The sequence below is a fragment of the Flagellimonas abyssi genome (genome assembly GCF_019457905.1).
In the GTDB taxonomy this organism is placed as follows: domain Bacteria; phylum Bacteroidota; class Bacteroidia; order Flavobacteriales; family Flavobacteriaceae; genus Flagellimonas; species Flagellimonas abyssi.
In genome coordinates this window covers 19,816-42,456 of sequence record NZ_JAHZSV010000040.1, presented here as the reverse complement: position 1 = coordinate 42,456, position 22,641 = coordinate 19,816, and the positions used below count along the sequence as shown (strand labels likewise).

The 22,641-nt window shown below is 42.0% G+C and carries 14 protein-coding genes; 2 read left to right on the top strand and 12 right to left on the bottom strand.

All coding sequences use genetic code 11. The annotated features are described in order from the left end of the window. Nucleotides 1-116 precede the first annotated feature (116 nt). The 6 genes from K1F36_RS17920 to K1F36_RS17895 all read right to left on the bottom strand — a co-directional run bounded on the left by K1F36_RS17920 (nt 117) and on the right by K1F36_RS17895 (nt 11,249). On the bottom strand, nt 117-1,310 hold the full coding sequence (locus K1F36_RS17920) for a proline dehydrogenase family protein (protein WP_220115005.1): 1,194 nt from the start codon (nt 1,308-1,310) through the stop codon (nt 117-119). Nucleotides 1,311-1,516: 206 nt separating this feature from the next. Then, nucleotides 1,517-3,124, bottom strand: a complete 1,608-nt coding sequence (locus K1F36_RS17915) for an amidohydrolase family protein (RefSeq protein ID WP_220115004.1) — start codon at nt 3,122-3,124, stop codon at nt 1,517-1,519. Nucleotides 3,125-3,172: 48 nt separating this feature from the next. Then, complete coding sequence (locus tag K1F36_RS17910) at nt 3,173-4,672, bottom strand: S10 family peptidase (protein WP_220115003.1); 1,500 nt, start codon at nt 4,670-4,672, stop codon at nt 3,173-3,175. A gap of 252 nt (nt 4,673-4,924) precedes the next feature. Further along, nucleotides 4,925-6,343 (bottom strand): SusD/RagB family nutrient-binding outer membrane lipoprotein, encoded by a 1,419-nt coding sequence (locus tag K1F36_RS17905; RefSeq protein ID WP_220115002.1) that lies wholly within the window; start codon nt 6,341-6,343, stop codon nt 4,925-4,927. An 18-nt stretch (nt 6,344-6,361) separates the two neighbouring features. After that, on the bottom strand, nt 6,362-9,925 hold the full coding sequence (locus K1F36_RS17900; RefSeq protein ID WP_220115001.1) for a SusC/RagA family TonB-linked outer membrane protein: 3,564 nt from the start codon (nt 9,923-9,925) through the stop codon (nt 6,362-6,364). Nucleotides 9,926-10,088: 163 nt separating this feature from the next. After that, the gene (locus K1F36_RS17895) at nt 10,089-11,249 is read right to left on the bottom strand and encodes a FecR family protein (RefSeq protein WP_220115000.1); all 1,161 of its coding nucleotides are present in this window, start codon (nt 11,247-11,249) and stop codon (nt 10,089-10,091) included. A gap of 170 nt (nt 11,250-11,419) precedes the next feature. Here K1F36_RS17895 and K1F36_RS17890 point away from each other — a divergent pair, with 170 nt between their 5' ends. Both K1F36_RS17890 and K1F36_RS17885 read left to right on the top strand, forming a co-directional pair. Next, nucleotides 11,420-11,959 (top strand): RNA polymerase sigma-70 factor, encoded by a 540-nt coding sequence (locus tag K1F36_RS17890; protein ID WP_220114999.1) that lies wholly within the window; start codon nt 11,420-11,422, stop codon nt 11,957-11,959. A gap of 238 nt (nt 11,960-12,197) precedes the next feature. Further along, entirely contained in the window at nt 12,198-13,778 is a 1,581-nt protein-coding gene (locus K1F36_RS17885; RefSeq protein WP_220114998.1) for an amidohydrolase family protein, read from the top strand. A 286-nt stretch (nt 13,779-14,064) separates the two neighbouring features. Here K1F36_RS17885 and K1F36_RS17880 read toward each other — a convergent pair whose 3' ends face one another. The 6 genes from K1F36_RS17880 to K1F36_RS17855 all read right to left on the bottom strand — a co-directional run bounded on the left by K1F36_RS17880 (nt 14,065) and on the right by K1F36_RS17855 (nt 22,355). Further along, nucleotides 14,065-14,745 carry an SDR family NAD(P)-dependent oxidoreductase gene (locus K1F36_RS17880; protein ID WP_220114997.1) on the bottom strand — a complete coding sequence of 227 codons (681 nt, stop codon included), beginning with the start codon at nt 14,743-14,745 and terminating at the stop codon, nt 14,065-14,067. 99 nt (nt 14,746-14,844) lie between these two features. After that, a complete protein-coding gene (locus tag K1F36_RS17875) occupies nt 14,845-15,732 on the bottom strand; it encodes a helix-turn-helix domain-containing protein (RefSeq protein ID WP_220114996.1) in 888 nt (295 codons plus the stop codon). Nucleotides 15,733-15,797: 65 nt separating this feature from the next. After that, nucleotides 15,798-17,267 carry an efflux transporter outer membrane subunit gene (locus tag K1F36_RS17870; RefSeq protein WP_220114995.1) on the bottom strand — a complete coding sequence of 490 codons (1,470 nt, stop codon included), beginning with the start codon at nt 17,265-17,267 and terminating at the stop codon, nt 15,798-15,800. A 12-nt stretch (nt 17,268-17,279) separates the two neighbouring features. Then, entirely contained in the window at nt 17,280-20,450 is a 3,171-nt protein-coding gene (locus K1F36_RS17865) for an efflux RND transporter permease subunit (RefSeq protein WP_220114994.1), read from the bottom strand. A gap of 127 nt (nt 20,451-20,577) precedes the next feature. Then, nucleotides 20,578-21,792, bottom strand: coding sequence for an efflux RND transporter periplasmic adaptor subunit (locus K1F36_RS17860; protein WP_220114993.1), 1,215 nt, complete (start codon nt 21,790-21,792; stop codon nt 20,578-20,580). A gap of 92 nt (nt 21,793-21,884) precedes the next feature. Continuing rightward, nucleotides 21,885-22,355, bottom strand: a complete 471-nt coding sequence (locus K1F36_RS17855) for a hypothetical protein (RefSeq protein WP_220114992.1) — start codon at nt 22,353-22,355, stop codon at nt 21,885-21,887. Nucleotides 22,356-22,641 lie beyond the last annotated feature (286 nt).

Sequence of the window (22,641 nt, the reverse complement as noted above, 5' to 3'; positions counted from 1 at the left end):
ACTTCAAGGCCGTCATATTAATATGACGGCCTTTTTTTGTTCAATTTGATTTTGGTCAAAAAAAAGGCCGTAAAAGCAATGCCCTTACGACCTTTAAATGCACCATTACGAATTCATTATCTCAATTTGGCCATTTCCTTTCGTCGTTGTAATTCTTTCTTGAGCAATTCCATTTCCCTTGAAGACTGTGATCCTACGGATGAGTTTTCTTCTGCTCTTCTAATCAAATACGGCATTACATCCTTAATTGGTCCGAAGGGCACATATTTTACTACATTATACCCTGCTTTGGCCATATTAAAACTAATGTTATCGCTCATCCCGAACAGCTGACCAAACCAAACACGCGAGTCTGTAACTCCGATTCCCTGAGTGTAGAGCTTCTTAACCAATTCCCTACAACTGATTTCGTTATGGGTTCCGAGAAACAAATCAAAAACATCCAAGTTTTCAAGTACAAAATCTACCCCGTTATCAAAGTTTTTATCCGTTGTGGATTTGTCCGGACATACCGGGCTATCATATCCTCGTGCCAAAGCTCTGTCCCTTTCCTTTTCCATGTAGGCACCGCGAACCAACTTTACCCCTACTCTGATTCCGTTCTTTTTCCCAAAATCCTTTAAATGTTTTAGGTAATCGTATTTTTTACTCAGATAAAGTTGAACGGTGGCAAAAACAACGGTTCGCTCTTTGTTGTATTTAAGCATCATACTCTCTGTAAGCCCATCAACAGCAATGTGGCTCCAAGACTCTTCAGCATCCACCATAATCTTTAAATTATCCGTCTCTGCCACTGCCCTACATATAGCTTCAAATCTTTTCTTTACTCTTGCCCATTCTTCAGATTCCGACAAATTCATAGGTACATTTTCCGAAACCTTACGAAAAATTTCCAGCCTACCAAGTCCTGTTGGCTTGAAAACCAAAAAAGGAATCTGCTTTTGAAATTCCGAGAACTTACATATTTTGAGCAGAGTTTCTAAGGTGGCATCAAAATTTTTATCGTTCTCAGCTCCTTCGACAGAATAGTCCAATATGGACATTACCTCTCCATTTTGATAAAGTTGATCTATTTGAGCTTTGCATTCTTGAAGGCTCTCACCTCCGCAAAATTGAGAAAAAATGGTTTTCTTAAGTATTCCTTTTATCGGAAGCTTAGCTTTAAAGGCGAAATTGAGCGTAGGTTTTGCCAGCTTGGTAAGCTGACCATATTCCAACATTCCAAATAAGAATTTGGCCTTTTTAAGTTCCATATTGGACTTTGCGGCAAAGGCCGTTTCTGTATTGTTGAAATTTAAAATGTCCGACATGATGTAAATTGTTAACAATTGCCACGATAGAGGTTACCCTAAAATTGGGTATAAGTTTCTTGCTCGTTGAAACATCAGGTTTACCGTAACAACCTATTTGTTCATACTGAAGTGATTTTTGTTTGTAGTGAAGTATCGTGGTGATTGCGAACAACCACCACGATTGTAAAAAGGGTATATTCTAACCTATTAAAATCAAACTAATTTTACCCTTTTATTCCTGGTTGCAGTATCTTGTAGTTTTTGGCTTCTTTTTCTTTATCCACCATCGCCTTCACATCTTTCAACAATTGTTTGGCATCATAGATGATTCCGTCCTTGATGGTATATTTTACCCCACCTACTCTTTCAATGGTATTGTCCTCCATTAATTTGATGGCCCCAGTTCCGTACAACGATTTAAGGTTCGCCAACGGGTTTTCTTCTGTAATCACGAAATCTGCCAATTTGCCTACGGCAATGGTACCTATCTCATCATCCATACCCAAAGACTCTGCTCCGTTGAGTGTTGCTGCTTTGATTACTTCTAACGGGTGGAAACCGGCCTCACGCAACAATTCCATTTCTCTTGGATATGCAAATCCGTACAGTTCGTAGATAAAACCTGCATCGGTTCCAACTGTTACACGACCACCACGGTTTTTATATTCGTTGATGAAAGTCATCCAAAGTTCGTAGTTGGCCTTCCAATCAATCTCTCTTTCTGTTCCCCAGTAGTGCCAATAAGAACCATGGGATTGACGGCTTGGTGAGTAGAATTCCCAAAGTGTCGGCAAGGTATACTCCTCGTGCCACTCTGCCCTTCTGGCCCTTGCCAAATCTCGATTGGCCTCATAGATTACCATTGTTGGCGATAGTGTAAAGTCCAACTCGAGCAACTCTTCCATTACGGCATTCCATTTATCGGAATATGGTTTTGCTGCCTGGGTCCACAACTGGCCCGCTTCTCCAAAACGATCTTGCTCGTTCTGATAGTTATAATCCAAAGAATAATCCTGAACTGTTCTATCATCGAACAATGCCTCTGGAAGTCCATACCAGTGTTCCATGGCCGTTAAGCCTGCACGTGCACTATGTAGAACATTCCATTGTCCCACATAGGTCTGGGAATGGTGCATTTTGGAACGAAGTCCCAACTTTTTGTTCTCTACCAATGCAGCTTCCATAACTTTTGGCGGTGCACCGAAAAACTTGATGCCATCCGCTCCCTTTTTGGCATTTTCACGGACCCATTCAATGGCTTGCTCTGGCGTGGCAATGTTTTCCCTGCCCATTTCACCGTTAAGTTTACTACCAAAAGCAGTATATGCTTTGATTCGTGGGGCGGTAATCTTATTATTTTTACTTTTTTTCTTGTGTTCCAAGGTCCACTCTATACCATTTCCGGATGCTGGGTCGGCAATCGTAGTGATTCCATGTCCCATCCAAAGTTTAAAAACATACTCGGCAGAAGTTCCCTGTGCCATTCCGCCAATATGGGCGTGGGTGTCCACAAAACCGGGCATAATATACATTCCTTCGGCATTTAGTTCCTTTCCTCCCGGCTTTAGGGTTGGGCGTCTTTTAGGGTCTATTGGAACACCTGGATAACCCACCACCCTGACATCTACGATTTTGTTGTTTTCCACAACGATATCCACGGGGCCCTGCGGTGGGGCCAGTGTACCGTTTATCATCGTAGCTCCTCTGATGATCAGTTGGCTCCAAGGCCCCTCTCCTTCGGCACGCTCCGGTGCTTTTTCAATTTGTCCGTACATTGCTCCTTGCACCAAGGCAACAGCAAGAATCAATAAGTGAAATTTTAGTTTCTTCATTTTATAAGTTAATTGTAGTCTATTTTATTTTAACCCCGCATCAGTTGTTTACTTTCTACTGTATTTTGCGGGCATTCCTTCAACAGGGAGCGACTTTGCTATAAATTCCCTTAGGTCATCGTTAGCAGTTTGCAAATCCTCATTCCTAAGATACATCATATGTCCACTCCTATAACCTTTCCACTCCATTCTATCTTTGAGCTTGCCACTGGGGTCCATCTGCCACATGTTATATTTTGCATTAAAGTAGTCTGTTCCTCCATCATAATATCCAGATTGAACCAAGACATTCAAGTATGGGTTTTGTGCCATAGCCTGTCTCAAATCGTATCCTGTTGTATTATTGCTTCTGTCCCAAGGACGTACCGGGCCGAACATATTATACTTTACATCGGTATGATAATTGAGATAGTTCTTGAAGTAATGGTTGATGGCCGGTGTGAAGGAATGTAACCAACTGGTAAGTTCTGCCGCATAATCGGGCCTTGTGCCTGCGGTCTGCTCATCGATTCCCAAGTAGCGTGAATCCAATCTACCGATATTGTAGCCTTCATCTCTCAATAATTCTTTCCAAAAGAAGGTTTTTGGTATACGTAGGTTATGCTCCAATATCACTTTCTCGGATAATCCAGAGTATCTCGATATTTTTGCTGCAACTTGTTTTTTTTCTGATTCTGGCAAATATCCTCCCTTAGAGATTGCTGGGGTAAGTACATCAATGGTATAGGCCTCTACTTCCGGAAGAATCTCTACTAAATCCTTGGATTGCAAATCAGCAGGTAATTGCTCATGGAACCAAGCTGCAGCGGTGTAATAGGGCAAGAAATTTGCTGCACCTGCAACAGTTCCTCTTTCAATTCCCAAAGTTGTTGGCGAAACCAGTATAACTCCGTTCAAATACATCCAATGGGAATTTTGAAGCTCCAATGACAAACCTGAAACCCTCGGTGTTCCATAACTTTCACCGATTAAAAATTTTGGTGAGGCCCAACGGTTGTTCCTGGTAACAAAGTTATCTATCCATGTAGCCAAGTACTTTATATCTTGTTTCACTCCAAAAAAGGTCTCTGACTTGGTCTTGTCGTCCATTTCATTTATGGCCCTGGAATAACCTGTATTCACGGGGTTCACATAAACGATGTCGGCTACATCCAAAATAGAGTTGGGATTGTCTTTAATCCCATACGGTTGTACCGGATATCCTTCTTCATCAATATTCAGAATTTTTGGTCCGGTATATGCAATGTGCATCCAAACCGAAGCCGATCCTGGACCACCGTTAAAAGAAATTACCAATGGTCTTTTGGCAATGTTGTCCACATCTGTTCTTTGGTAATAGGTAAAAAACAGTCCGGCTATTATTCTTCCTTTATCGTCCCATACAGGCTGCTTACCTGTGGTTGCTTTGTATTTTACTTCTTTCCCTTTGATGTTGACCTTTCCTTGAACAGTTACTGTTGAATCCATTGCGGTATTCAACTGCTGCGCGGATACCGTGGTACCGATCAAGAGAAGAAGATATATGATTTTGTTAAGTCTTATTTTCATGGTTTTTATGTTTTAATGTGACGAGGATGGTCCAAAAGGGTTAGTAGGGTATAATCATTTAAGCCTATGGCATTTCAAATTAGTGGATCATAAATAAAAAAGGGGCAGAATTTTGATTAATTGAGCAATCAAAATCAGATAGCGTGTATTCTGCCCCTTTTCAGCTAATCAAACGGATAAAAAATCAATGAGAGCCTAGGCTGGGTTTCAGCCCAGGCAATCTTATGGTTAAGTTGGATATTTTAAAAGAATTTAATCCACATCCCAGAACAAACTAGTAGTAAGCAGATCTCCACCAATGGCCGCAGCTGCGCTTTCATAGTTGGCCCTGTTCAAGGTTTGTTCGGAAATAGGGTATGTCAATCTTACCGGAACGGTGGGAACAAAGGATTGAGGCGGCGCCTCCAAAGTTGGATAATCCAATCTTCTGTACTCTGTCCATGCTTCCAATCCTTGGTTGAACAACGCTACCCATTTTTGCATACCTATTTTTTCTTCCCAAGTTCCGGGGGCTGTAGTATATGCTACTTCTGGATCTGCCAAATAAGCGGCTGCACTGTCGCCTATTCCGTAATAATCAAAATTGGCTTGTATGGCCGCATTGTAGTGTGCCTCTGCATCGGTTACCCCGGCAATTCCTCTCTCGGCGGCTTCGGCCAACAAAAATTCAATTGTTGCATAATCCAAAAGGATTACCGGAGTGGTGGGCTGATAGAATAGTGTCCCGAATCGGGAGAAATCAAAATACGCTACCACAAGTCCAGATTCCGAGCCACGATACACACCCTCGGTACCATCAACTTCTTGAAAGAATACTGATCTTCGTGGATCTTCCAACTCGTTCATGTAATCTATAAAGACATCTGTTCCCACAAAGTCCCTACGGTTTCCTACGGCCAAATCCGTCCAAAGTTCAGCTGTATTTGGCTGAGACTCCAAATGCTCTATTTGCGCAATATCTGCATTTGAGGTAAAAATATTTGGCAAGGCCGTTGTTATGGCATCCGTAGCCAAAGTTGGATTGGATTCTATGATTCTCATTCCCATCTGGAACAACAATGAACTACCAAAACTACTCCAGCTAGCAACATCTCCATTGTAAAGAAGGTCTTGACCCCAAGAAGGCTGGGACGTATCCAAAGCATTGATAGCCGTGGTCAATCTTGATAACAAATCGGTGTAAATTGCTTCTTGATCATCATATTCTGGCGAAATGTTATCCACATCCAGTGCTTGTGAATAAGGAATATTTCCAAAAGACTCCACAAGTTTGGACCATGTATATACCTGAACAATCTCTATGATCGCCAATTGGTTTTCGTTTGCAGGAGTCAAACTCTCTGCGCTCTGAATGACCTCAGCGCTTTGGCGAAGGTTGTTCAAGATATCCATATAGACCTCGTTCCAAGTAAAATTGGAATAGTACGTGGTACCTTCGTTATAAGTAACGGAGGAAATTTGCTGCACCAACAATCTGGTTGTATTAAATGGGTTACCATTGGCCCCATAGGTGATACCACTCATGGTATCGGACAGATTTTTCACGGCATTGTTGAAAAAGGTCTCCGCCGGAGCCTCTGTTGCGTTCTTCACGTCCACGTTCATGTCTTCCAAATCACCGGAACATGAGAAAAACAGCGCCATTAAAATTATGATATAATAGTTTTTCATTTTCTGATTTTTTTGGGTTTAGAATTGAACTTGTAGGTTAAAACCGATATTTCTTACCGTAGGCAAAACCCCGTTCTGTGAACCTTGCAAGTTACCGGAACTCAATCCAGCTTCTGGGTCAGCGTATGGCAGGTTTTTATGGATGATCCACAAGTTGGAACCTGTTAATCCCAATCTTAGCGACTGAATACCAATGGAATCCATAAAGGCCATTTTTGGGAAGTTATAGTTCAAGGCAACTTCTCTCAACTTCACATAAGATGCATCGTATACGAAATGCGCCTGTGGTGCCATAACACTACCTGTTGCATTTCTGTAGTTATCCATTGCGGTTCTAACGGTATTTGGAGATCCATCAGGAGCTACACCCTCCAATATGATACCCCCGCCATCGGCCAAGGAGTTTCTTATTGGATTGCCCAAATCGTTAAGTCCTACAGACCAAGCGTACAGACCTGAACGGTTACCTGTTGAGATATCGTTCGAATACACATCTCCTCCACTTTGAATATCAATCAAAAAGCTCAAATCAAAGTTCTTGTACCTAAACTGGTTAGTAATACCTGCCGTCCAATCAGGGGTAATGTTCCCAATTACGTTGTTGGATGTAGTAGTACGCTCGTAAGCCCCTGTTTCTTGGTTGATCAAACGTTTTCCATCCACGTAGATATAGTCGGTTCCTTGAATGGTTCCGTAGGGTTCCCCAACAGTTGCATTGATGGAAACTCCACTTACAGTTCCCAATTGTAGGTTACTACCTCCTTCGAACAAGGAAACTACCTCACTCTGGTTCTTTGCCCAGTTTACATTGGCTTTCCATTGAAAATCCTCCGTTTTTACGATGTCTCCATTAATGGCCACCTCAATACCTTTGTTCTCAACTTCTCCAGCGTTCACAAATCTAGAAGAGTATCCTGTTGTGGTTGAAATGGCCACAGGGATAATCTGATCCTTGGAATTTGTTTGGTAAAGAGATAGATCAAAGCCTAATCTACTGTTCAAGAATCTCATTTCAAGACCAGCCTCGTAACTGATCGTTGTTTCGGGTAACAATTCTTCATTGTTCTTGGTATCGTTTGTACCGTACAAAGGAACCGCTCCAAATGGTGTCGGTTTGTTCAATACATCGATCAAACTGTTTGCAGGAGCGGAGCTACCTACCTCGGCATAGTTTAAACGAAGTTTACCAAAACTCAACCAGTTTTTGTCCACTAAATTGGAAAATACAAAACTGGAAGAAATGGATGGATAGAAATATGTACTGTTCTCTTCCGGCAATGTAGAGGAATGGTCAAACCTTCCTGTTAAATCCACATAAATCAAGTTATCATAACCGAAAGAGGCCAGACCGTAATATCCATCAACTCCAACTTTCTCCACATTCTCTATGGGTGCTGGTGGTAAGTTCAATGAATTTGAAAGGGAGAACAAATCCGGAAGTACCAATCCACCGTTTGTTTCGGCGTAAATGGAACTTAGATCGGTTCTTCTGATATTGGCTCCCAAAACACCGCTGATGTTCAACTTATCGGTAACATATCTGTTAAAGTTGATCATCAGATCATAGTTCTCTTCACTATAGTTGATGTTTCTCCTGGAATATCTTCCCACAGCACCGGCTGTACCTACATTATTCCTTTCTTCTTGAATAAAGGAATAGGTATCCAAGGAAACCCTACCTTCCACATTCAACCAGTCGGTGAATTTATATTTTGCGGATACGTTTCCAAAAATTCTACTACGGGAATCGTTCTGATAGTTTTCATACACTACCCAGTAAGGGTTATCGATTGTACCTCCCATAAATGGGTCAACATTGGTTCCCGTGTTGAAATAAGCTTCTTTCAATTCGTCTATACCAACGTTCATAGCCCAGTACCTTCTCATGGATGAGATTACGTTCTGTGCATTGGCACCAGTTTCACTACCTGTTCTGTTTCTACCCAAGGCATCGGTAAGTATATAGTTTGCACTTCCCGAAACGGAGAACTTATCGGTAATATTAAAAGATGTATTGATGGAAATGTTGTCCCTGGTCATGTTACTGTTCGGCATCAATCCATCTTGATTGAAACGGGTATAGGCAATTCTATAGGTTGCCTTATCACTTCCACCAGCAACCGCAACACTATTGGTCATAGTTACGGGGGTTTCAAAGAAATCGATCAATCTGCTTTCCGGAGCAACCCATGGACTTGGTTGGAGATAATATGGAGATCCTTCGTAAAAGGAATCCCATTGATATACCATTAGATTGGGATCAAACTGTGCACCATAAGAACCATATGCGGTAGCTGGTGTCACCAAATCCAATTCCCCGTCGCCATTCACATCTTGGTCATTGAAAAAACTCATTCCATCGTTACCATAAACAGGACCATATCCTGTACCGTACTGATATTGGAAATCTGGCCATGTGGATTTATCAATGAATCCCATGGTAACGTTTGAGTTGATGGTTACTGTTGGTTTTTGTTTTGCACCGGCTCCTGATTTAGTGGTAATGATCACCGCACCGTTTGTGGCCCTTGAACCATAAAGTGCCGTTGCTGCCGCGCCTTTAAGTACGTTAATGGATTTGATATCGTTCGGGTTGATATCGGAAGCCATATTACCGTAATCGAAACCACCGGTACCGCTTTGCTGATCGGCGGTGTTAAAGTTGGAGTTACTAACAGGAACACCATCCACAACGAATAATGCTTGGTTGTTACCTGTTAAAGAGGTACTACCACGAATCACAACATTACTGGATCCGCCCATGTTGGTATTGTTCTTGATCTGAACCCCTGCAATTTTACCTGATAAGGCATTAACTACGTTATCCGTTGGAGTCCTGTTCACATCCTCTCCGTCCACTTCTTGCGTTGCATATCCCAAAGATTTTTTCTCTCTGGAAATACCAAGGGCGGTTACAACAACCTCATCCAACTGTGCAGAATCTTCTTGGAGTTCAATAGTGATGGGACCGCTACCTGTAACTTCGGTCTCCGAAGTCTTAAAACCGATGTAGGACACCACTAAAATGTCCCCAGGCTCGGCCTGTATGGTAAAATTTCCATCAAAATCCGTTTGGGCACCGTTGGACGTTCCTTTAACCATAACGTTCGCACCCAATAAGGGTACCCCGCTAAAATCCACGACCGTACCTGTTACAGTACTCTGTAGTATTGGCTTAACGGGTTCCGCCGAAGAAAATCCATCCGATGACTTTTTACTGGCAGATTTCATCAGTATGATTTGTCTACCACGGATTTGATAAACCACTTTAGTATCCCTGAACAAAAGTGTCAGGATATCCTCCACTTTTTGGTCTTTCGTTTTTAAACTTACTTTCTTTTTTAAAGGGATTTGACTGTACTCATACATAAAACGATACTCGGAACGAGACTCGATCTCGCCCAATGCACCCTCTATGGTAACTTCTTCTAAATCAAGCGAAAGCTTTTCTCCCTGCGAATCGGAATTAGCCGCCTGAATTTGGATTATCGAAGCAATTATTAGAAAAATGGTCAATTTGGTTGATAAACCATTCTTCAAGAATCTCTTTAAAAAAAGAATTCTAGATGGTTTTTTTTTCATAATTTTGAGTTGATTTAATTAGTTTGAATCGATATTTATTACACACAGTTCAAGAGAGGGAATGGGCCAACATTCCCTTTTTTTGTGTGCTTTTTTAATAAAAAAGTCATTTCATTGGCATATATATTTTAGTATTAATAGTTTATTGTTTGGTTGTTATCTGTTACTTTATTTTAACATCCTTCTTTTTACCTTTCTTACCATCAACAAACTCATACTCAAAAGGTGTTATAATCCTTAAGGCCTCAAGAACATCCTCTATTTTTTCTACATTTCTATTGAACCTCGCACTAAAAGTCTGTCCAACAATACTGTCGTTGGTGTTTTCTATTTTCACATTGTAGGTTCTTTCCAAACTTGCCAGTAATTCGGTAAATGGCGCATTTCTAAACACAACCTCTCCATTCACCCAACCGGTATGTAAAGAAACATCCACTTCTTCTACCTCAATTATTCCCTTGTCCCTGTTCCATGCACCTTTTTCTCCAGGTTTCAACAAAATCCTGTCAGAACTGTTTTCCGAACGTGAAAGACTCACCGAACCTTCTACCAATACTGTGGCCACTTCACTCTGATCGTCATAGGAAGACAGATTGAACTGTGTTCCCAATACTTCTATCCCAACTTCCTTGGAATTGACCACAAACGGACGCTTTTCATCCTTGGTCACATCAAAATATGCCTCACCATAAACCAACACTTCCCTCCTACCTTTTTCAGGAAACTTTACAGGAAATTTGATTCTTGTTCCGGAGTTTAAATAAATCTTGGTGCCATCTGACAATACAAGCGTGAACATTTTCCCATTGGGTATACTGAGCTCATTGTAAACAAAGTCCTTGATTTCTTCATTAGAACCATAAATTAGTGTATCCCCATTATGTATGGCCACTGTTTCACCTGATGGAAGTGTAACGGCATGGCTACCATGTGACTCTATCAAGGTTCTATCCGAACCCGTGTCCAATGTTACATGCTCACCATCCATACCTGATAATAAGGCATCATTATTATTATCGCTTAGCCACACATAACTTATTCCCAAAGAAACCACACCAACAAAAATCGCTGCATATTTGAGTATTCGTTTTGGATAAAGTTTTTTAACCTTGTTTTTGGTTATTCTTGCCTCTAAGGATCTCCAATCCTTATCCACATCCAAACCTTCCAAAAGTTCCAAAGATTCGTCCACCAAATCCTCTTCAATAATACGCTCAATCAATTCTTGAGAGAAATCCTCAAACTCCTTGTCAGATTTATCTTTCCAACTGGTCGACTCCTTCAACTTTTTTAAAAGTGTACGCAATGTTTCTTTCTTATGCATTCGATCATTGTTCTCATGTATTAGATAGTATTTTATTGAAATAGGGTGACAATCATCAAATATTTTTTTAAAAATCAATAATTTTTTCAACCATTTTGGGTAATGATCAACTTTAACTTTATATTTCGGTAACTTTAAATTTATATGAATATCCCCCGAAACCTCAATTTATGAGATTTAAGGTTGAAGAGCTTTTTAAAAATAACTATCCACTTTTGTGCTTGGTTTCCTTTTCCATAGTAAAGGATAAGGATATTGCAAAAGACATTGTGCAGGACTTTTTTGTTTCGTTTTGGAACAAAAGGGAGTCAATCACGATAAATATATCTTTTGAAGCCTATGCAAAAAAATCCGTCAAAAATTTAAGCTTTCAATATTTAGAAAAGAAAAAAAGGGAGCAAAAGCTATTGGATACTTTTGAAACGGACCCTAGTGCCCCGGAACCTAGATCGGATCGACAAAACAATAAGTTGAATGATTTAATAAATAAATTGCCCACAAAAAGGAAAGAAATTTTCGTGTCTGTCGTAGTGGATGGAAAAAGCTATACTGAAATTGCCGAAGCCAACGGTATTTCAGTAAACACGGTAAAAACTCAAATGAAAAGGGCCTATGCGTTTTTAAGGTCCAACAAAAAAGAAGATTTTATTTCCTCAATTCTTCTGATCTTGTTCTCCCAATTAGTAGAACAACTGCCTTCAATTTGCTGATCACGATTTTTCTACACCATGAGGGTTCTATGATTTTTTGAGCCATTTATCAGGCAGGCTGTCTTAATCCCAATAACACTTCCATTATTTATCAAAAACGACAAAAAACAACCTTCTGTCACCCTAAATCTATATTTTTTTAACATAGTATTGAACAGTGTTATTAAATACGGATTGTTTATGCCCATTTTTCACAATCATGGGTTTGACCAACCACCAACCATTTAAACCTTAAATCATGAAAAAATTATTTTTTGCAACACTTCTTTTGCTCCCTTTGCTGATGTGTGCCCAGACCATTGGAGCACCTGACAGAAAACCGGGTGAAGGAGAAGGCCCCTTTGACCGGCTCATTATTAGAGGTGCCATTTTAATTGATGGTACCGGTGGTCCCGCTTCGGGACCGGTGGACATTATTGTTGAAGACAATAAAATTGTTGATATCGCAAGAGTCGGGGTCCCAAAAGTGGCCATTAATGAATCCAAGCGCCCGAAACTGGGAAATGGCAAGACCAAGGAAATCGATGCCACCGGTAAATACGTAATGCCTGGCCTAATAGATTTGCACGTACACACCGGGGGGACACCAAAAGCTCCAGAAGCCGAATACGTTTATAAATTATGGATGGCCCATGGAATCACAACGGTTAGAGGTGTTCCGTTTGGAGACTTGGAGTGGTCGCTCAATGAAAAAGAAAGAAGTGCCAAGAACGAAATTGTAGCGCCCAGAATGATATCGTTCCATAGAATCGGAACCGGAAAAGAATGGAAAAATCGAAAAATCCTAACACCTGAAGATGCCAGGGAATGGGTGCGCTACGCCAACAAAAAAGGTGTGGACGGGTTAAAATTGAGCTCCCATAGGCCAGCCATTATGGAAGCCGTACTGGACGAGGCAAATTCCCTGGGAATGGGAAGCACCGCTCACCTTGCACAAAGTGGCGTGGCACAAATGAACGCCATCGACGCAGCCAGATTGGGACTTACCAGTATGACCCACTTCTATGGACTATTCGAATCCATGTACGAGAACAACGATGTACAACCTTGGCCGGTGGACATCAACTATGGAGATGAGCAGCACCGTTTTGGCCAAGTGGCCCGTCAGTGGGACATGGTTAAACCAGGTGGTGAAAAATGGAACGCGCTTCTTGATGAATTGTTGAAACTTGATTTCTACATTAACCCTACCATGACCATCTATTCTGCAGGTAGAGATGTAATGAGAGCCCGTAACGCGGACTGGCACGAGAAATATACATTGCCCTCTTTGATGGATTTCTTTTCCCCTAGTCGTACCAGCCACGGTGCATATTGGTTCGACTGGACCACTGAAGACGAAGTGGCGTGGAAAAAATACTATCAAGTTTGGATGCAGTTCCTTAATGAATACAAGAACATGGGCGGGAAAATCACGCTAGGTTCAGATTCAGGTTTTATTTACCAGACCTATGGTTTTGGAACCATATTGGAACTTGAAATGTTCCAAGAAGCCGGATTCCACCCACTGGAAGTAATCCGTGCAGCAACCATGCACAGTGCCCAAGAAATCTTCAAACCTTTGAAAAAACCGATCGAATATGGTGTGATTCGTGAAGGTTTATTGGCCGATATGATCATTGTGGACGAGAACCCGCTTCAAAACCTAAAAGTACTTTACGGAACCGGTGCTGTTCGTTTGAACGATGACACCGCAAAAGTGGAAAGAGTTGGCGGAATAGAATACACCATCAAAGATGGTATTGTCTACGACGCTAAAAAATTGTTGAGCGATGTGGAAGCCATGGTGAACAAGCAAAAACAAGAAAGAGGTGAGTAATACCAAAAAGTTTTAATCCTTAAACATACTATTTCTAAGCGATTGTGAAGGAAGTTTGAGCCTTTCATAAAGCTGTAAAGAGGGCCCTATTTTAGGGCCTTTTTTTTTGCTAAAAAATGAAGAACGCATCGCATCCCTATCGATTTTCATATTCAGACACATAATCATCCATATCTATTTATGAACCAATTGAATGCGAAAATTAAATTGTTGGATGTAGAAAGGTAGTCTAACTTAAGCTGTACAAATACAAGTTGCGCTTACATAATATTTTCAATGAGGCAATCTACGCTCTCTTTTGCTTTCTTTCAATGAGGGAAATAAAGTCATCTTTGATGCCATCACAAATGGCTACGGAGTTGTAAGTACAGTTTTTCATGTTTACAGGATCAAAACTGTACATTTTTATCTTAGAAGGCTTAAATTCCTTGCACTGCAAATGAGTAAACATGCTAAGTGCTGCTTTGGAAGTGGAATAAGCGGTAAGACTATATCCAGAATAACAAAAACTTTCATCCTTCATCTTATTGATGTCACCCAACGAGCTTGTGATGTTAATGATTCTAGGTTCGTCACTCTGATTCAATAAAGGCTTAAGTGTTTGTATGGTTCGAATGATAGAGAAAAAATTAATCTCATAGACCTCCTTTATATCCTCGATATTGATCTGATCTATCTTGTGGCCAAAACCATTGACAATTTCAGCATTGTTGATCAGCAGATCTAATTTGCCGTATGATTCCCTAATGGTATGTTCAAGCACACGTAAACTCTCTTCCGAACTAAAATCGATTTTCAAAAGCTGATATCCGTGTAAATCCTCCCCGTCCTTGGAGAGTAATTCAAAGCTTTTCCCGCATGCCGCAAGCACAACCTCATACCCATTCTCCAATAAAATCTTGGCAAACTTGTGGCCCAGTCCGTTACCTGCTTCCGTTACAACGGCAACATATTTATCATTCTTCATTACTCATTTATTTCATGTTACAAATTTAGCATATGGTTTTTCATTCTTAATAGTATTTCTTTTCTCAATTTATTGTTGGTCAAATCGGTATAAAACTATTTACATTCTCCTAAATTGATTTGGCGTTACTCCGCTCAAATTTTTAAAGAACCTAGTAAAATGTGTCGGTTCTTGAAAATTTAGGCGATAGGCTATCTCAGCAATATCCAACCCTGAATATTTCAACAGGCTTTTACTTTCCATCAAATGCCGTTCCTGAATAATGTCCTTGGCACTCTTGCCTGTCAATTTCTTAATGGTCGTGGTCAGGTAATTCGGTGTTATGTTCAATTCTTCGGCATAGTCGCTCACGTTTTTGGTATCCACATACATTTTGTCCACCAACGCTTCAAACTGATTTGCAATGATCTGTGACCTGCTCAGGTGATTTTCCGTTGTTTTATGGCGCTCATGGATTGCCTTACAGAAATACAGTAAGGAACCGAGCATTCCCTCCAACATTTTCTCTTGATACGGATGCGGGTTTTTAAATACCGAATGCATCCGTTCCATATCAAAATACAACGACTCATGTTCTTCTTTGGTGAGCATCAGCACATTGTTTTCGGACATTTTCAAAAAAGGAAAATCTTTCTGCAAATCCGGAAAAGTATTGATCAAAAACTCTTTTCTGAACATCACATAATATCCTGACATCTTTTCGTCCCTAAACCAAGAGAACACCTGTCCCGGAACCACAAACCATAAAGGAAACTCATTCAATTCCAAGGTATCGGTATTGAGATTGAGTTGACTTTTTCCTGTATAGTTCAACAACCCTATCTGATAAAATCCCTGACGATAGGGCGGCATACACCTTCTCGATGAAGCTTCCATATCTTCTACTGGAAACACATCAAAATTAGGCATATGGCTCCTATGGGCAAAACCAATGGCCTCATGTAAATCGTTCGTATTTTCAAAAACAGGTATATCGGCCTTGTTCATATATCTTGTAGTGGATCGGTGCTATTTTTTGTCCAAAATATCCGATTCACCTTACAACCTAAGTTTTAATTGGCATCGGCACTGGCCAGATGCAGGTTTTCATATTTAGTATCCAATTCTTCTTCTGAAATGATTTCCCAACCGCCGCCCAAGGCCTTGTAAATGGCTATTAGGGAGGTTGCCGACGAAATCTCGCTTAAAGCTAACGCATTCTCGGCCTGCAACAAAGCGTTGTCAGCATTTAGGTAATCAATAAAACTGTCCAATCCAGAGTTAAAGCGCTGCCTGGCAAAGGTTGCTGCCTGAGCACTTGCCTCGGATGAAATACGCAGGATCTCCCTTCGTTCCAGCTCTTTGGTATAGTTTGCCAAGGAGGTCTTGATATCTTCCAGTCCCTGCAGTACCGCTTTTTCATATTGATTGAGGGCGGCAATGGCCTGTGCATCGTTTCGCTTGATCTGTTGTTTTACACGACCCAGATTAAAAGCGGCCCAACTGATACTGGGCATCAAGGTCCAAGTAAAAGATGGTTTTTCACCGAAATTCGCAAAATCGACTGCCGAGAATCCAACGGATCCTCCAAACTCGATCTTTGGATAGAGGTCGGCCACAGAGATATTATAGGCAGCAATGCGCGCCTGAAGTGTAGCCTCCGCCCTACGGACATCGGGCCTTCTTCTGAGCATTTCCCTGACATCGCCCAGAGCTACTGTTGGAGGTAGGCTTGGCAATGGCTTTTTGTCAACCACTTCATTTCCCAAATTTCCGGGAACCTCTCCAATAAGTACGCTCAAACTGTTCTTCAATGCCTCTATCCTGGCCTCCAAAGGTGGAATACTGGCACGGGTACTTTCCAATTGGGCCAATGCCCGGGATACATCAAGGCTGTTACTGGTACCCGCTTCCGTTAATTTGACCGTGAGCTCATAAGTTTCCTGTTGCCCCTGTAAGTTACGTTGGGCGATATCGAGCAAATATTGTGTACCGCGAAGCTCCATGTAATTATTGGCCACTTCGGCAAATATGCTTACGTACATTCCGTGCATATCAGCCAAGGCAAGATTACTATTGGCATACGCCCCTTTGATTCTATTGGTTACCCTACCGAAAAGGTCAGCTTCCCAAAAAGCGTCAAAACTTGCATTATACGTATTAAAGGTAGGGTTGCTGCCCTGAACAAATACATTCTCTCCCAAACGGGTACGGGTATAATTGCCATTGGCGGTCACCGTTGGCAATCGGTCCCATTTATTTTCTTTGAGAAAAGCCCGTGATGCCTTGTAATTGGCCACTGCCGAATTAATATCCAAATTGTGTCTTCTGGCCTTTTCAATGAGCGTATCAAGAATGGGATCATTAAATTCTGACCACCATTCTTTTGTTATCGCTGCTTCGGTATACGCTTTCTCACTAATTTCCTTTGCTAGAAAATCCTGCTTCACACCAGCATCATTTTGAACATTGTAATCTCTTTTTGTGATTCCACAAGAAGCCAACAGGAATGCTATTATGGTTACTATTATTGAATTTTTCATTGTTGCTTGATTTTAATTTAATTGATGAACCAGCTCCTTATTTTCCCTTACAGCCCTTTTTAATGACCATTTTCTGCCCAAATAATAGAATACAGGGGTCAAGAAAATTCCGAAAACGGTCACGCCGAGCATTCCACTGAATACGGCGATACCCAAGGACACGCGTAATTCCGAACCTGCTCCTGTAGCAATGGCCAATGGAACAACACCCAGGATGAAGGCCATCGCCGTCATTAGTATAGGTCTCAATCGCAGTTTTGATGCTTCAATTACCGCGGTTTTCAGTTCTTCCCCTTGGTCCTCCAATTGTTTGGCGAACTCCACGATCAAAATGGCGTTCTTACTCGCCAGTCCCACAAGCACTACCAGTCCAATCTGTACCATGATGTTATTGTCCAATCCGGCCAAATCGACCCCGATCATTGCGGATAACAATACCATAGGCACAATAAAGATTACTGCCAATGGCAATACCAAGCTCTCGAACTGAGCGGCCAACAAAAGGAATACAAACACGACCGCTAATAAAAATGCTATACCTGCGGTATTGCCCGCTTTTCTTTCTTGATAGGCAATTTCCGTCCATTGATAGGATAAGCCTTGTGGCAGTATTTCCGCAGCCAATTCTTCCATCCGGTCCAACCCTTCACCTGAACTATATCCCGGCGTAAAATCCCCGTTGAGCGAAGCGGATGGATATAGGTTGAACCTAGGGATTCGTGAAGGCCCGGAAATATCCTCTTGCTGTGAGACCGTACCCAACGGTACCATCTCTCCTTTATCATTGCGCACCTTGATCCTTGAAATATCATCGGGCGTCAATCGGTTTGGAGCATCGGCCTGGGCGGTCACCTGAAAAGTCCTTCCCAAGTAATTGAACTCATTTACAAAGGCGGAACCCATGTAAATCTCCAAGGATTGGAAGATATCCCCCACATCGATTCCCAATTTTTCGGCCTTTACGCGGTCGATATCCAAGAATAATTGCGGGGTCTGGTTGTTGAAAAAGCTGAACACGTTGTTCAATATAGGGTCCTGATTGGCCGCCATGGCCAGCTCATTGGTAGCCTTGAGGAGTTCTTCCGTTCCCAGGTTCCCTCTATCCTGGACCATCATCCTGAACCCACCTGCATTACCGATACCCCTTACCGATGGTGGCGGGATAACCAATACAATGGCATCATCAATTTGGCTAAACTTTGCTCTTACAGTTCCCAACAAATCTTCATATGCCAGGCCTTTTTCATTTCTAATGTCAAAATCCTCCAAGGTCAAGAACACGGCTGCTGCATTGGATGCATTGGTAAACGATGCTGCATCAAATCCTGTGAAAGAAACGGCATTTTCCACACCATCAATATCCAAGCCCAAGTCAAGTACCTCACGTACAACCTTATCGGTTCTGGTCAGCGAGGAACCCGGGGGAAGTTGGACAATGGTAATGAAATACTGCTGGTCCATGGCCGGGATAAATCCTTGGGGCACCCTATTGAACTCAAATCCTGTAATGGCAATCAGTCCAAAATAGACTGCCATGACCATGGTGGCGGTACGTACCAATTTTTGCACCGCCTTACCATAGCGTTCGGAAACCCAATCCATAAAACCGTTGAAACGGTTTCCGATAAAGGCCAATGGTCTCAGCCATATCGCCGTCTTCTTTGTTGAAGATCTATCCTCGTGCTTCATGAGCAATGCGGCCATGGCCGGGCTCAAAGTAAGGGATACAAAAACTGATATGGCAGTGGCCACGGCAATCGTCATCCCGAACTGCTTATAAAATTGTCCGGAAATACCTTCTAAAAATGCAGTTGGAATGAACACGGCTATCAAAACCAACCCAATGGCGACCAAGGCTCCGCCAACCTCATCCATCGTCTTAAAAGCCGCCTCTTTTGGAGAAAGCCCCTTTGCCAAATAGCGTTCCATATTTTCGACCACTACAATGGCATCGTCCACCACAATTCCGATGGCAAGAACCAATCCAAACAAGGTAAGGTTGTTCAGCGAGAACCCAATCGCCTGCATAACGGCAAAGGTACCGATGAGCGAAACGGGTATGGCAAGAATCGGAATGATGGCTGCCCTCCAGGATTGGAGGAACAAGAGAATTACCAAGACCACTAGAATTACTGCTTCAAAAATGGTACGGTACACCTCATCGACCGACTTTTGGATAAATTCTGTGGGATTGTACGCTATTTTATATTCAAGATCGTTCGGGAAACTTTTGGACAGTTCCTCCATTTTGTCCTGAATCTGAGAAGCAGTTTCCAAGGCATTCCCGCCCGGTTGTTGAAAAATAGGCATGGCTATGGCTGGGTCCTTACCTAAATACCCCTTTGTGGCGTAGTTTTGCGCACCAAGTTCTACACGGCCAACATCTTTAAGGCGAACAATTCTCCCATCCCCACTTGATTTGATAATCACATTTTCAAACTGTTCCGTGGTCACCAGTTTTCCTTGGGTCTGTATATTCACCTCAAAGGCCGATTGACTTCCGGAAGGGAGGGCGTTCAACGTACCACTGGCAATCTGTACGTTCTGAGCCCTTAGGGCTGCGACCACTTCTCCAGCAGTAATGTCCAATGTTGCTATTTTATCGGGATTGAGCCAAATGCGCATGGCATATTCGGCCGCTCCAAAAATCTGTATATCCCCAACCCCTTTGATACGGGCTAGTTCATCTTTGAGTTGGAGCACGGCATAGTTCCCCATATAGGTCTGATCGTAGGTCTTTTTCGGAGAATACATGTTCACTACAAGAAGCATATCCGGTGATATCTTTTTGGTGGTGATTCCCAACCTTTTTACCGATTCGGGCAGTCGTGGTTCCGCTATGGCCACCCGGTTTTGCACCTGTACCTGCGCCTTGTCGAGGTCTGTCCCCAATTCAAAGGCTACCTGTAGTACCACACGACCATCAGCTGATGATTGTGAGGTCATGTAGATCATATCCTCAACTCCATTGATCTCTTTCTCCAAAGGTGCGGCTACGCTCTCGGAAAGGGTCTGTGCGTTTGCGCCGGGATAAATTGCCACGACCTCAATGGTTGGGGGCGCCACATCCGGGAATTGTGAAATGGGCAAAGAGACGTAGGCAAGCCCTCCCACAATCAGGATCAGTACGCTGAGTACTGCGGCGAATATGGGCCTTTTAATAAATATATGACTGAATTTCATTGTTTTTACTTTTTGATGATAGTTCTCCCTGCACCCTTCCAAACACCTTTTTCAAATAGGGTTTGGAGGGCAAAAGAAGTATGCTTTTTTATTGGTTTTTATTTTGCGGTTGGCAGCTCTTCCAATATCAATCTGCTTGGGCCACAGCTGTAAGGTTGTTGACCTCTCCTTGAATGGCCACTTGAGACGGACTTACCACCATGCCCGGCCTTATCTTTTGTAGATTATTGACAATGACCTTGTCGTCCGGTGATATGCCACCCCTTACAATTCTAAGTCCATTGGAATGCAAAGGGCCCAATGTTACTGCCTTGCTGACTACTTGGTTGTCATCTGACAGGGTGTAGATATACCGAATGGATTGATTGGTGCCTATAATCTCATCGGGGACCATCATTGCTTTGTGTTCCGCACTTCCCAATAACCGGGCCTTACCGTACATTCCAGGTTCAAGTAAGTGGTCTTTGTTCTCAAGAACCGCCCTGCTTTCAATAGTTCCTGAATTATTATCTATTTCATTGTCAACAAAGTCCATTACGGCCTCGTGTACAAATTGATCTTCATCCAGAAGTTTGATAAAAACGGGCAATGCTTCGGACCGTGCCTCGCCACGTTCCCCATTTCTTGCCAATCGTACATATTTTAGGTAATCCGATTCACTTCCGGTAAAATAGAAATGTATGGGGCTAGTTGCAACGATAGTGGTCAACACTGTGGAATTAGCACTGCCTCCATCAATGATATTGCCCTCATTGACCCTGTCCCGGCTGACCAGTCCAGAAATAGGTGCCTTTACTTCCGTGAATTCCAAATTGAGTTTGGCATTGTCGACCTTTGCCTGTGCCAATTGGATACTGGCCTCTGCATGTACAAGGGCCTGTTTTCTTCTATCGTATTCTTCAATGGACAACGCTCCCGTTTCCCTTAAAGATTCCACTCTATCGAAATTGTCCTGTGCGGTTTTCAGGGAAGCCAAAGCTTGGGCATAATTGGCCTTGGCCTCATCCAAAGCAATTCTGTAAGGTCGTTGGTCGATGACAAAAAGTGTCTGTCCTTTTTTAACAAGTTCACCGTCCTGGAAGTTGACTTTTTCCAAAAAGCCGCTCACACGGGCACGTACCTCTACCTTGCTACTGGCTTCAAACCTACCGGTGTATTCGTCCCATTCTGTAATGTTCTCAAATATGGGCTTAGCTACTTCTACTGGAAGTGCCGCCATCCCCGATTCTTGTTTTTCAGTTTCATTTTCAGCACTTGTGAAAGCATAAATGAATACTGATATCGCCAAAACCATAACACCTATGGTCAGGTTTTTTTTTGTGTTTAAATTTAGTCGTATCATGATTTCTACTTTGATTTTAGATTAGGTGAACAAAATTATAGGAGGGGTTGCCATTCTTGATAACCATATTATTTTCAAAAATGACCAAAATCTTAACTACGGACCATGGTTGGTATTATTTGGTCTGTAGCTGCGAATACCGCCAATATATCCAAGTACCCGTTCAGGGTCTTTGAACGCATGGCATCATACATTCCGGAAAGGGTTTTTCTGTCCAGATTATTGATAAAGTACAGTTGCTTTTCCAAAAAATAGGTCTTGAACTGTATGCTGTTGTCCGAGTTTCTTGCTGCACGTTTAAAGTGCCTTAACAACTTAATCTTGCTCAGGGTTGTGTCCCTGAAGTAAAATACGGAACTATCAGATCTGGAGTCCTTAAGTTCCTTTCGGTAGTTAAATTCCTCATCAAGTGCAATATCGTTTGATAGTTGCTTGAAGAGTTGCAAGGAATTTTCCACCATTTGATTGGTTTCAACACCTGTGTCGGTTGTTTGTGCTTGGGCGCTTATCCCTATCATAACAAAGGATAGCATCACTTTGTTTATAAAATTGATTGTTTTCATGGCTTCTAGATTTGATTCCATCAGTATTACGTGACAAAATTAGCTGGTCAATCAGCGGTCGTGGTAACCAAAAAAAGGAAGGAAATGACCAAAATCTAATCTATATGAAGGTAATGATCAACAACATCCTACCCAGTATATAGCCATAGGGAATCGGGGCGCTCAAAAGCAGCAATTTGTATAACAGTGCAAACAATCGCTCAATTAGAGAGAACCCTTTATGCACATTCTACAAACAAAAACACGGACATTAATGTCCGTGTCTTATTAACTAAACTACTAAATC

Coding starts and splice junctions, on each gene's coding strand:
- K1F36_RS17920 (WP_220115005.1), bottom strand. CDS start 1,310: ATGTCGGACATTTTAAATTTCAACAATACAGAAACGGCCTTTGCCGCA.
- K1F36_RS17915 (WP_220115004.1), bottom strand. CDS start 3,124: ATGAAGAAACTAAAATTTCACTTATTGATTCTTGCTGTTGCCTTGGTG.
- K1F36_RS17910 (WP_220115003.1), bottom strand. CDS start 4,672: ATGAAAATAAGACTTAACAAAATCATATATCTTCTTCTCTTGATCGGT.
- K1F36_RS17905 (WP_220115002.1), bottom strand. CDS start 6,343: ATGAAAAACTATTATATCATAATTTTAATGGCGCTGTTTTTCTCATGT.
- K1F36_RS17900 (WP_220115001.1), bottom strand. CDS start 9,925: ATGAAAAAAAAACCATCTAGAATTCTTTTTTTAAAGAGATTCTTGAAG.
- K1F36_RS17895 (WP_220115000.1), bottom strand. CDS start 11,249: ATGCATAAGAAAGAAACATTGCGTACACTTTTAAAAAAGTTGAAGGAG.
- K1F36_RS17890 (WP_220114999.1), top strand. CDS start 11,420: ATGAGATTTAAGGTTGAAGAGCTTTTTAAAAATAACTATCCACTTTTG.
- K1F36_RS17885 (WP_220114998.1), top strand. CDS start 12,198: ATGAAAAAATTATTTTTTGCAACACTTCTTTTGCTCCCTTTGCTGATG.
- K1F36_RS17880 (WP_220114997.1), bottom strand. CDS start 14,745: ATGAAGAATGATAAATATGTTGCCGTTGTAACGGAAGCAGGTAACGGA.
- K1F36_RS17875 (WP_220114996.1), bottom strand. CDS start 15,732: ATGAACAAGGCCGATATACCTGTTTTTGAAAATACGAACGATTTACAT.
- K1F36_RS17870 (WP_220114995.1), bottom strand. CDS start 17,267: ATGAAAAATTCAATAATAGTAACCATAATAGCATTCCTGTTGGCTTCT.
- K1F36_RS17865 (WP_220114994.1), bottom strand. CDS start 20,450: ATGAAATTCAGTCATATATTTATTAAAAGGCCCATATTCGCCGCAGTA.
- K1F36_RS17860 (WP_220114993.1), bottom strand. CDS start 21,792: ATGATACGACTAAATTTAAACACAAAAAAAAACCTGACCATAGGTGTT.
- K1F36_RS17855 (WP_220114992.1), bottom strand. CDS start 22,355: ATGAAAACAATCAATTTTATAAACAAAGTGATGCTATCCTTTGTTATG.